Raw genomic sequence first — 10224 nt, 5'->3', positions numbered from 1 at the left:
TAATCCGTTCCCTCGGATGAAGTGCGCATGTTGTTCTCGAATATGGGGGTCACTTTCAATATAAAGAAGGGTCAGATTTCTCGTTTTAAACATCGCTATTTACCTTCATTGAACGCCAAAACCGTTTGATTTCTTCCTTGATGTTTAGCCTTGTACATAGCCTGATCCGCTCCCTTTATGGTATCGTCAATGCTTTTTGTCGGAGTATACTGGCAAAGACCGATGCTAAGGGTGATGGGGCGATTGAGTCCGAAATTATTCTCTTGAGTGAGGTTTCGGAGCTTTTCAGCGATAAGATAGGCCGTATTTTCATCCGTCTTATCCAGAACAATAATAAATTCTTCTCCGCCCCATCGGCAAAAGAGGTCACTGGATCGAAGAGATTCACGAATAAGGGTACTAAACTCGATTAAGACCCGATCACCTTCTAGATGGCCGTATTGATCGTTAATCGATTTAAAATGGTCTAAATCGATGAAGAGAACGGTGAATGAGGTGTTTTCAAAATAAGCTTGTTCTACTTTATTCATAAGAAGATGATGCAGTTTCGCTCGGTTGTAAATACCGGTAAGAGGGTCGATTTCTACCTTGCGGCTTAACTCTTTTTGCTCTGTAATATTGGTATAAATTCCAACGTAGCCTAGGATATCTTTATCATTGAGAAGCGGTTCGATACATATTTTACTCCAATATCCTAACCCGTGTTTGCTTTTATTTTTGATCTCGCCGCACCAAGGGCGACCTTGTGCGATGGTCTCCCATAAATGGGTAAATATCTCTCTTGGTGTATCGGGATGGCTGAAAATTTCGTGCGTTAAACCGACTAATTCATCTTTGGCATATCCAGAGATAATTTCGAATCCTTTGCTGACATCGGTAATGATACCGGCAGGATCGGTAATGATCATGATCAAATTACGATCTAATATTTCCGATTTTAGTTCTTCGATATGTGCGGAATAACTGAACAAAACTGCCTCCTTGTGAAGCTTATTGTAACCATTGATTATGAGATATTAATGACGTTCTCTTTTTCATATAATGGAGGAGAAAAAACCATTTTATATCATTTTTCATTATAAATATTCATTTTAGATAACCATATAGTATCAAAAAAAAATCAAAAAAAAATCTTAGAGAAGAAAAGTATAGATATTTTTGAAAAAAAGCTATAATAATTTATTACTAAAATACAATTTTTCTTTTTGCCTAGGCAATAATTTCACCTAGTTTGGGAGTTCTCTTTTGATACCAATCGATTCTTTACCGATCAATATTGCAATTTACCGGTATGAAAACGGTGATTTTATTTTTGTCAATTTTAATCTTCAAGCAGAAAAAACAGACAACGTTAAACGCGAAGATCTTATCGGCAAAAGTGTGGAAAAGGTTTTTCCGGGGGTCAAAGAGTTTGGTTTGCTTGAGGTACTCGAACGGGTCTATACGACCGGCAATCCCGAACATTTTAAAGCGGGCTATTATTGTGATGATATACGTGAAGGATGGCGTGTTAACGATGTGTCGCGTTTGGAGAATGGTTATGTAATGGCTGTTTATAAGGATGTTACGCAAGAAATCCAGCTTTCCCATTCTCTCGAATCTTTGGGAAATTTGATCGATAAAAGTCTGAATGAAATCTATATTATTAATCCCAAAACATTAACGTTCTGCTATGCCAACGGGAGTGCCTTGCATAATATCGGCTATACAATGGATGAACTCTCACGGATGAGTCCTCCCGATATTAAACCAGAGTACGATCATGAACAATTCAATCAACTTCTTCAACCCCTTCTTGATGAAACGATACCGTTATTAACCATGGAGACCAAACATCGCCGTAAAGACGGGAGCGAATATGATGTGGAAGCGCGTATTCAGAAAATGATCTATCTTGGCAAAGAGCATCTTGTCGTCAATATTATCGATATTACCGATCGAATCAGAGCTCAGCAGGAGATGTTGAAGCTGCACCGTATTATCGAACAAAGTGATGATTTGATTATGATTACCGATTGTGAGGGAATCATCGAATACGTTAACGATGCGTATACAAAGCAAACCGGATGGGAAAAAGAAAAACTTTTAGGCGGTAAACCTTCACTTTTTAAATCGGGTAATCTTTCTGCTGAAGTTTACAAAGAGATATGGAAAAAGATTTTGTCGGGACATACGTATAAGGGGAGTCTGCAAAACCGTAAAAAGGATGGCTCTCTTTACTGGGAAGAAAAAACGATCACCCCGATCCGACTTGCCGGAGAGGCTATCACCCACTTTATTTCGACGGGAAAAGATATCACTGAGCAGATAAAACTAAAAGAGGCACTGGAGGAGAGTGAAGTTCTTTTTAAAACACTGACGGAAAGTGCATTGGCCGGTATTTTTCTCTATCGGGAAACCTTTCTCTACGTCAATGACGCATTTGCAAAAATGACCGGATATAGTTTAAATGAGCTAAAAAAAATAACACCTATGGAGCTTGTCGCACCTCAAGAACAAGCGTTTATACAAGAGCGGGTGACAGGCAGATTAAAAGGGGAGTTGCAAGATCAAATCATTTACCAAGATTTGAAAATTGTGACGAGAACGGGGGAAATTCGATGGTTTTATATCGCCATTTCGACGGTCAAGTTTCGGGGAGAGTGGACAGGGCTTGGAACGGCGATTGATATGACGGAACGCAAAATGATGGAGAAGAAGCTTGAGTATGTCGCGCAGACCGATGCTTTGACCGGTTTATACAACCGTCTCCGATTTGATGATATTATCCAGCGTGAAATTACTTTCGGAAAGCGTCAAGATATACCGCTTTCGATTATTTATATGGATATTGATTTTTTCAAGAAGATTAACGATAACTACGGTCATGATATCGGCGATATGATTTTGAAAGAAATCGCCTTTATCATCCGCGATGTTTTACGCGTGAGTGATTACCCCTTCCGTTGGGGTGGAGAGGAGTTTATCATACTGTGCCCCAGTACGACACTCACTGAAATTAAAGTCTTAGCGGAACGGTTGCGTGAGCGAATTGCAGAGAACAATTTTTCCATTCATAAAAAAGTAACGGTAAGTATAGGGCTCACACAGTATCAAGATGGTGAATCGGTCGATGAAATGATTAAAAGGGCCGATCAGGCGCTTTACCAAGCCAAAGAACGCGGTCGCAATAAAGTTGTAGAAAATATACACTCTTTTGTAGGATGAGTATTCATTGCATTGCGCAAAATAAAAAATAACTGTGTTGTACTTGGTTGTTGAATGGGTGATTTGAAAGCAGGTAGTTTGGGAATTTAAAAATGGTGACCCCAACGAGATTCGAACTCGTATGGCCAGAATGAAAATCTGGAATCCTAACCATTAGATGATGGGGCCACATAAATGTGGTTGAAAAAGTGGTGTCCCGTGATGGATTCGAACCATCGACCCCTTCATTAAAAGTGAAATGCTCTACCAGCTGAGCTAACGGGACATAAATAACAATAAACTGTTCCAGCACAATTTATGGACGGGAATTATAGCGGTTACATCCTTTTTTGTCAATAGTTTTGGGGATATATGGAACAATTTGTCGTTAAAATAGAGATACGTACACTGTGAGAGTCTAAAACGATTATAAAAAATGATATTATTGTGATAAGTTTAACTATTGAGGCGGCCAAATGATAAAATATTTACTGATGGTGGGGATGATGGTTTTGAACCTTTCTGCGCTTTCCATTCAAAATGATGAACAGTTTAAGAGTGCGGTTGCAGGGATGGGGAAAGAGAATAAACTCGTGTTGATGATTTACACCACGGATGATTGCCCCGAATGTGCCTACATGAAGCAAAAAGTATTTCATGATAAAGCGGTTGAGGGATATATGGACCGTCATTTTGTCGTAATCGAGAAAAATGTTCATAAAAACAAACTCCCTGAGGGGTACGATTTTTTCGGGATTCCGACGATGTTTTTTATCGATAAATCGGGGAATAAAAAAGAGACGATTATCGGGAGCAAGCGGGCACGTGAGTTTTTGAGTGAGCTGAAGCGTATCCGAGGGATCAAATGAGAGTACTCTTGTTAGTGAGTGTTTTAGCCGTTGCTTTAAATGCTTATGATGCTGCGCATCTGAAAAAAACAATCGAAGAAAAAGAGTGTATCGGATGCGACCTTCGGGGAGCGAATTTGAGTAAAATGGATTTTAGCGGCGGTGATTTTCACGGGAGTGATCTGAGCAAAGCCGATTTGAGCGGCAGTATGTTCGAGATGGCTGACCTGAACGGGTGTAGTTTGCGCGGTGCGAATACGGAAGGGGCACTCTTTTGGAAAGCCACTATGGAGCGCAGTGATTTACGTGGAATTCACGCCAAAGGGGCTAATTTCAAGGGGGCCCATTTTAACGGAAGCGATTTGAGCCGTGCCGATATACGGGATGCGAAAGTGTGGAAAGCCGATTTTACCGATGCGATTCTTGCTAAAACTGATTTTCGGGGTTCTGAACTGGGGGCATCGAAGTTTATACGCAACGATCTGAGAACGGCCAAAATGAAAAAGACGCTCCTTTGGCAAACCTATTTCAGCGACACGGTGATGAGCAAAACGCAATGCACTCACGCCAAAGAAGAAGAGGCGATAGTCGACGCAAACGTAACGTGCCGTTAATGTTTTTAAGCTATCATTGCCTTAAAATAAAGGATTAGCATGTTTCTAGAGTATTTTCTTTCCTTCGCTCTTTTCTTCTTTACCGCAATAGCGGTTTTCGGCATTTTCCTTTTTCTCTACGCGAAAGTTACGCCGTATGACGATTATCAAATGATCTTCGGTGAAAACAACACCGCAGCGGCACTTGGATTCGGCGGGGCTGTTTTAGGTCTCTCAATCCCCCTTTACAGTGCGTTGGTGCATAGTGTTTCGTATATCGATTTCGTGATGTGGGCCGGTGTTGCTATGGCAATTCAGCTTGTCTTTGCTTTTATACTTACACGCCTTAGCGGCAAGTTTTCCGTTGAAAAGCATATTCACAACGGGGATCTCTCCGTCGGTACTTTTATGGCGTTTATGTCGATCTCTATCGGTTTGATCAATGCCGGTTCCATGAGCTACTAAGCCATGGACAGGATACCCTCTCTCCCCCTCGTTACTCCTAAGCGCATACCATCCCAAGGTTCTTATTGATGTCAAAAAGTGTCAAAACGGCTTTGGCGGCTAATGGAATTATTGCTGTAGCCAAAGGTCTCGCCGCGTTTTTTACCGGCTCAGCCTCGATGATGGCGGAAGCGATACACAGCACTGCCGATTGCGGTAACCAAGCTCTCGTTCTGGTCGGTCAAAAACAGGCGGCACGGGGAAAAACGGAAGCCCATTCGTTCGGGCAGGGAAAAGCCAACTTTTTTTGGTCGTTTGTTGTGGCCGTTGTCCTTTTTTCACTTGGCGGATTGTTTTCAGTGTATGAGGGGATTCACAAAATCATGGATCCCCAAGAGATTCAACATCCGTGGCTCATCGTAGGCATTATCATCCTCGCCGTGATACTCGAGGGGGGAGCGTTAAAAGTTGCCCTCAAAGAGAGCGGTACGAAACTCAAAGATATCTTTAAAACGATCGAAAAAAGCTCCTCTTCTCATATTTTGGTGGTTCTTATCGAAGATTCCGGTGCACTGTTTGGGCTTTTTATTTTAGCCATAGGGCTTCTCCTCTCTTTATATGTGGACCCTATCTTCGATGGGATCGCGGCACTGATGATCGGAATTTTACTGCTATCGCTTTCGACACTGCTGTTCGTTGAACTGAAAAAATTACTCGTCGGTGAAAGTTTGGATCGAGAGACGATTAAACAAATCAAAAACCTGCTCAAAGAAGAATCGAACGTTCTTGTTCATATCAATTCGGTACGGAGTATGTTTATTGGCTCTGAGGAAGTTTTATTGGTGATCTCGATGAACGTTAAAGATGATAAACTTGGGTATGAAATCGAGCAGGATATCAAAGAGCTGAAACATAAAATTCAAAAAATGCTTCCGCAGCATAGGCTTGATATCTACATCGATGTATTTGAGTTTTGATCAGCAACCGATGGGTCGTTAAATAGTTAAGGGGTATCACAATGACGTGGCTAATTGTAAAATATCTACTGACTGCCGGAGTGGTGGTTCTTGTCTCTGAAATGGCGAAACGGAGCGATAGGCTAGGGGGATTGATCGCGGCTTTACCGCTGGTTACTTTTCTGGCGTTGATTTGGCTTTATGTTGAACAGCAGCCTACGGAAAAAATTGCCAACCATGCGTGGTACACGTTTTGGTATGTTGTTCCGACCTTGCCGATGTTTTTAGCGTTTCCGATTTTACTGGAAAGAGTCGGTTTTTGGTGGGCCATGAGCGCTTCGGTTGCCATTACCATAGTATGTTTTATCCTCTTTTCACTTCTCGTTCGGCAGTTTGGAATAGAGCTGTGGTGAGTATATTTCAGTGATGTAAATTTTTTTACGACACCATTTGCTTGCTTGACATGAATCTTTTCTCATGATTTTCTCACGTTAAATCCATAGAATGTCATCATAACTATTTTTATTATGAGGCTAACGAATGAATGGAGCCGATCCAATGAGATTAACATGGGCCTACAGCGCTATTTTAATGCCGTTTTTGGGATACGCAATAAGTTTTAATGAACTTTCCGAACGTGCTTATTCCGTTTCAGGGGAAATGATCCAAGTTGACGGTCGCATCAATGCCATCCGTTTTGAAAAAGCTTCCCTCATGGCTTCTGATCCTATGAGCATTGCAACATCGGCGCGAAGAATCAAGGGAGATGATCCTATCAACAGCGGTACGGAATATGGGGTTATGGTGGATTATTCGCTAAAAAATCCATCCTTTCGTTCAGCGCAGGAACATGAATTCGAACTGTTAAAAAAAGGGATGCACTCTGAGATGGCTGCCCAAAAGGGGCAGATTCAAATCGGGTTAAAGCGTGATTGGCTTTTGTACAGATTGGAACAAGAACGCGGTTCGATTTTTATCCAAAAACGGGATTTCTCCCTTAAAGCCTACCAAGCCGGAGAGAAAAAATTCAAAGCCGGACGATTGTCGCAGATGGAACTGTTGCGTCTGGAAAGCGAATACCGTATGACACTCCAAGAAGTCGCGGCGGCTCTCATGGAAGCCGAACATGCGCAACATCGTCTGAGAGAAGCGGCAATGGTGAAGGATGAAGTAATCATCGACGATATGGAGTTCGCATTTATACAATCTGGCGCGTTAGACGATCATCTCAAAGAGACTCCGCTGTTGAAATCACTGGATACGCGGATTGAAGCCTTGGATGCCTCCATCGCAACGCTAAGACATTCAACGGTGGAATCGGTATCTATCGGGGTCGGAATGACGCAAGAACCGACCCAAAACAGTGTCGATTTTCGTCTTTCAATCCCCTTGGCACTGAGCAGCAAAAATGAGAATAAAATCGCGGCACTGATGAGTGAACGCAGCGCTTTGGTGCATATGCGGGAAGTTACCAAGCAAAAGCTTCAACTCAGTGTCAGTGGGTTGGTAGAGCACTTAGTCGAGCGTGAAGAGAGAATCAAAGTATTAGGTGAAAATGAAAAACATTATGAAACTCTTTTTGCCATGGCACAAAAAGGGTATGAGGGGGGCGTTATGGGGCAGTTTGAATACCTTGCATCCAAAAACGTCTACTATGATGCACGATTGCGCACCCTCGAACTGAAACAAAGCTACATTCAAGAGATGGCTGAAATTGAAGAAAAAATAGGGAGAATTTGGTAATGAAACGAAGTTTACTACTGCTCATGGCGGCAACGGCGGCGATGGCACAGATCACGATCAGTGAAGCACAAATGAAAAAAATGGGGATCACAGCGGGGAAAGTAAGTGTTACCCGCAGTGCAACGGTAGGTCCTCTCATCGCAAAAATTGACTACGATGAAGAGAAATCCAAAAGCTATTTTCTGGATCATGAAGCGTCAGTAGCGGCATTGAACGTACACGCCGGTGATCGGGTACGCCAAGGAGAAATTCTTGGCCGTATCGCTTCCCCTGAACTGTTAGCGGATGGATTTGAACTCAAAGAGGTTCGCAATCGCTATCAAAGCATCCTAAACAATGTCAAAAAAGATGAAGCCCTCTACAAAGACGGGGTTATATCCTATCGTGATTATCAAATCAGCGCTCTCGAAGCGGCGTCATTACGCTCACGTATCTCGACGCTTGAGGCTCAGTTCGGTCTTGCCGGAGTTCGTCCAAATAGGGACGGTTCTTTAGCGGTTATCGCACAAAAAAATGGGGTTATTACCACTGCACCATCGGCTGTAGCTGAAAAAATCACCCCGTATCACCCTTATTTTAGGATTTCGGATACCGATGCGATGGTTGCACTGCTGAACCTGTCTCCCAAACAAATTACTTCGATCTCTAAAGGGGATAAAGTGTTCAATAAAACAGGAACTTCGCTCGGTACGATTATTTCTGTCTCTCCATCCGTAAATGGTTCGACGAACTCTGCCACTGCGATTGCCCGTTTACATGATCGCTCCGGCGAGTTACGAGCCGGAACAACCACCGGATTATTTGTGTCGGTATCTAAACCGCTAACCTCTATCCTCATCCCCTCAAACGCTGTTGTAAAACATCAAGGAAAAAGTATTTGTTTTATTCGTACGCCAAAGGGTTTTCAAGCGCAAGAGCTTGCTATTGTCGGTCTGAGCAAAGAGGGGGTACTTGTCCGTCAAAGCGGAATTGATCAAAACACGCAAGTAGCGATGAGCGGGCTCATTGTCCTCAAAGGGGCTATGAGCGGATTAGGGTTTGAATGATGTTGAATTCCATCATCGAATTTTCGCTTAAACAGCGTATTATTGTCCTTTTGGCCGCTTTGGCGATCATAGTTTACGGGATTTATTCCTTTATTAAAATCCCTATCGATGCTTTTCCCGATATTTCACCTACGCAGGTAAAAATTATCCTTAAAGCTCCGGGGATGACCCCCGAAGAGGTAGAATCCAGAGTCGTTCGTCCGTTGGAAGCGGAACTGATGGGGATAGAAAATCAAGTCCTCCTCAAAAGTACCTCCAAATACGCTATTGCCGACATAACCATTGATTTTAGCGATGGTACGGATATCTATCGTGCCCGTTCTCAGGTTAGTGAAAAACTTACTTCGGCGATGGAATCACTGCCCAAAGGGGTAAGCGGAGGGATGGCTCCGATTACAACACCGCTGGGTGAAGTATTTATGTTTACGGTTGAAGGAAATTTGAGTCAGCAGGCCAAACGCGAACTGCTCGATTTCGTCATCCGTCCCGCACTGCGGGGAGCGGTTGGGGTTGCGGATATCAATGCGTTGGGCGGAGAAGTACGGACCATCGCGGTTATCCCCGATGTGAGTGCTATGGGGCGTATGGGAATTACCTTGGCTGATTTAGAAGCGGCACTGGCAGAAAACCTCAAAAATGACGGTGCTGGAAGACTGGACAAAGGGGATGAGGCGTATTTGGTCAAAGTCCAAAGCGGTGTTCAAAACAGCGATGAAATCGCTAATATCACGATTCATTCGCACAACGGCCCGATACGTCTCGGCGACTTTTGTACTCTGAACGATGAGTCGCGTACGCGGCTGGGTTTTGTCACCAAAGATGGTCTGGGCGAAGCGACTGAGGGGCTCGTGATGGCACTGCGCGGAGCCAATGCCAAAGAGACGATCATCGACATTAAACAGCGCCTTGCCGCATTGGAACCGACCCTTCCAAAAGGGGTGAATATCGTCCCTTTTTATGATCGGAGCCAACTCACTCAAAAAGCGGTGGATACGGTTTCTACCGCATTGCTTGAAGCGGTTGTTTTAGTCATATTATTACTATTATTATTTTTAGGTGATGTTCGAGCGGCGATAGCGGTAGCCGTTATTTTGCCGTTGTCACTCTCCATAGCCTTTATCATGATGCGTTATTTTGGAATTACAGCCAATCTGATGAGCTTGGGCGGTTTGGCGATAGCGGTCGGAATGCTCGTCGACTCAGCGGTGGTAGTGGTTGAAAATACTTTTGCCAAACTGGGTGAGGCGGATCAAAAGCTCCCAAAACTTCATCTCGTCTATCGTGCTTCCAAAGAGGTAAGTGTTTCGGTATTTAGCGGACTTTTGATTATTGCCGTCGTTTTTTTACCGCTCTTGACACTCGAAGGGCTTGAAGGGAAACTTTTTGCACCCGTGGCGATGACGATCGT

At 43.3% G+C, this 10224-nt stretch carries 10 protein-coding genes and 2 tRNA genes; 9 read left to right on the top strand and 3 right to left on the bottom strand.

Translation table 11 applies throughout. From position 1 onward, the window contains the following. Positions 1-95 precede the first annotated feature (95 nt). Positions 96-971 (bottom strand): diguanylate cyclase, encoded by an 876-nt coding sequence (locus tag A3G19_RS00105; protein WP_294869911.1) that lies wholly within the window; start codon positions 969-971, stop codon positions 96-98. A gap of 274 nt (positions 972-1245) precedes the next feature. On the opposite strand from A3G19_RS00105, the gene A3G19_RS00100 reads away from it, so the two are divergent. Further along, positions 1246-3207 (top strand): PAS domain S-box protein, encoded by a 1962-nt coding sequence (locus A3G19_RS00100; RefSeq protein ID WP_294869909.1) that lies wholly within the window; start codon positions 1246-1248, stop codon positions 3205-3207. Positions 3208-3300: 93 nt separating this feature from the next. Here the strand turns inward: A3G19_RS00100 and A3G19_RS00095 are convergent. Both A3G19_RS00095 and A3G19_RS00090 read right to left on the bottom strand, forming a co-directional pair. Next, positions 3301-3375 (bottom strand) — tRNA-Glu (locus A3G19_RS00095). A 21-nt stretch (positions 3376-3396) separates the two neighbouring features. Further along, positions 3397-3472, bottom strand: a tRNA-Lys gene (locus A3G19_RS00090). Positions 3473-3662: 190 nt separating this feature from the next. Here A3G19_RS00090 and A3G19_RS00085 point away from each other — a divergent pair. The 8 genes from A3G19_RS00085 to A3G19_RS00050 form a co-directional block, all read left to right on the top strand. Next, positions 3663-4055, top strand: a complete 393-nt coding sequence (locus A3G19_RS00085; RefSeq protein WP_015652830.1) for a thioredoxin family protein — start codon at positions 3663-3665, stop codon at positions 4053-4055. After that, positions 4052-4648 carry a pentapeptide repeat-containing protein gene (locus A3G19_RS00080; RefSeq protein WP_294869907.1) on the top strand — a complete coding sequence of 199 codons (597 nt, stop codon included), beginning with the start codon at positions 4052-4054 and terminating at the stop codon, positions 4646-4648. Before A3G19_RS00085 ends, A3G19_RS00080 begins: the two co-directional genes overlap by 4 nt. Before the next feature lie 39 nt (positions 4649-4687). Then, complete coding sequence (locus A3G19_RS00075) at positions 4688-5092, top strand: DUF350 domain-containing protein (protein ID WP_015652832.1); 405 nt, start codon at positions 4688-4690, stop codon at positions 5090-5092. 68 nt (positions 5093-5160) lie between these two features. Beyond that, entirely contained in the window at positions 5161-6048 is an 888-nt protein-coding gene (locus tag A3G19_RS00070) for a cation diffusion facilitator family transporter (protein ID WP_294869905.1), read from the top strand. A 41-nt stretch (positions 6049-6089) separates the two neighbouring features. Beyond that, positions 6090-6440, top strand: coding sequence for a DUF3147 family protein (locus tag A3G19_RS00065; protein ID WP_015652834.1), 351 nt, complete (start codon positions 6090-6092; stop codon positions 6438-6440). A gap of 145 nt (positions 6441-6585) precedes the next feature. Beyond that, the gene (locus A3G19_RS00060) at positions 6586-7770 is read left to right on the top strand and encodes a TolC family protein (protein ID WP_294869903.1); all 1185 of its coding nucleotides are present in this window, start codon (positions 6586-6588) and stop codon (positions 7768-7770) included. Beyond that, positions 7770-8816 (top strand): efflux RND transporter periplasmic adaptor subunit, encoded by a 1047-nt coding sequence (locus A3G19_RS00055; RefSeq protein WP_294869901.1) that lies wholly within the window; start codon positions 7770-7772, stop codon positions 8814-8816. The genes A3G19_RS00060 and A3G19_RS00055 overlap by 1 nt, the downstream gene beginning before the upstream one ends. Next, on the top strand, positions 8813-10224 hold a 1412-nt coding region (locus A3G19_RS00050), incomplete at its 3' end, for an efflux RND transporter permease subunit (protein WP_294869899.1). The genes A3G19_RS00055 and A3G19_RS00050, both read left to right, overlap by 4 nt.

This window comes from Sulfuricurvum sp. RIFCSPLOWO2_12_FULL_43_24, assembly GCF_001829605.1.
GTDB lineage: Bacteria > Campylobacterota > Campylobacteria > Campylobacterales > Sulfurimonadaceae > Sulfuricurvum.
Note: the sequence above shows the minus strand (reverse complement) of the source record. Positions and strands in the feature narration are given on the sequence as shown.

Coding starts and splice junctions, on each gene's coding strand:
- A3G19_RS00085 (WP_015652830.1), top strand. CDS start 3,663: ATGATAAAATATTTACTGATGGTGGGGATGATGGTTTTGAACCTTTCT.
- A3G19_RS00060 (WP_294869903.1), top strand. CDS start 6,586: ATGAGATTAACATGGGCCTACAGCGCTATTTTAATGCCGTTTTTGGGA.
- A3G19_RS00070 (WP_294869905.1), top strand. CDS start 5,161: ATGTCAAAAAGTGTCAAAACGGCTTTGGCGGCTAATGGAATTATTGCT.
- A3G19_RS00055 (WP_294869901.1), top strand. CDS start 7,770: ATGAAACGAAGTTTACTACTGCTCATGGCGGCAACGGCGGCGATGGCA.
- A3G19_RS00075 (WP_015652832.1), top strand. CDS start 4,688: ATGTTTCTAGAGTATTTTCTTTCCTTCGCTCTTTTCTTCTTTACCGCA.
- A3G19_RS00065 (WP_015652834.1), top strand. CDS start 6,090: ATGACGTGGCTAATTGTAAAATATCTACTGACTGCCGGAGTGGTGGTT.
- A3G19_RS00080 (WP_294869907.1), top strand. CDS start 4,052: ATGAGAGTACTCTTGTTAGTGAGTGTTTTAGCCGTTGCTTTAAATGCT.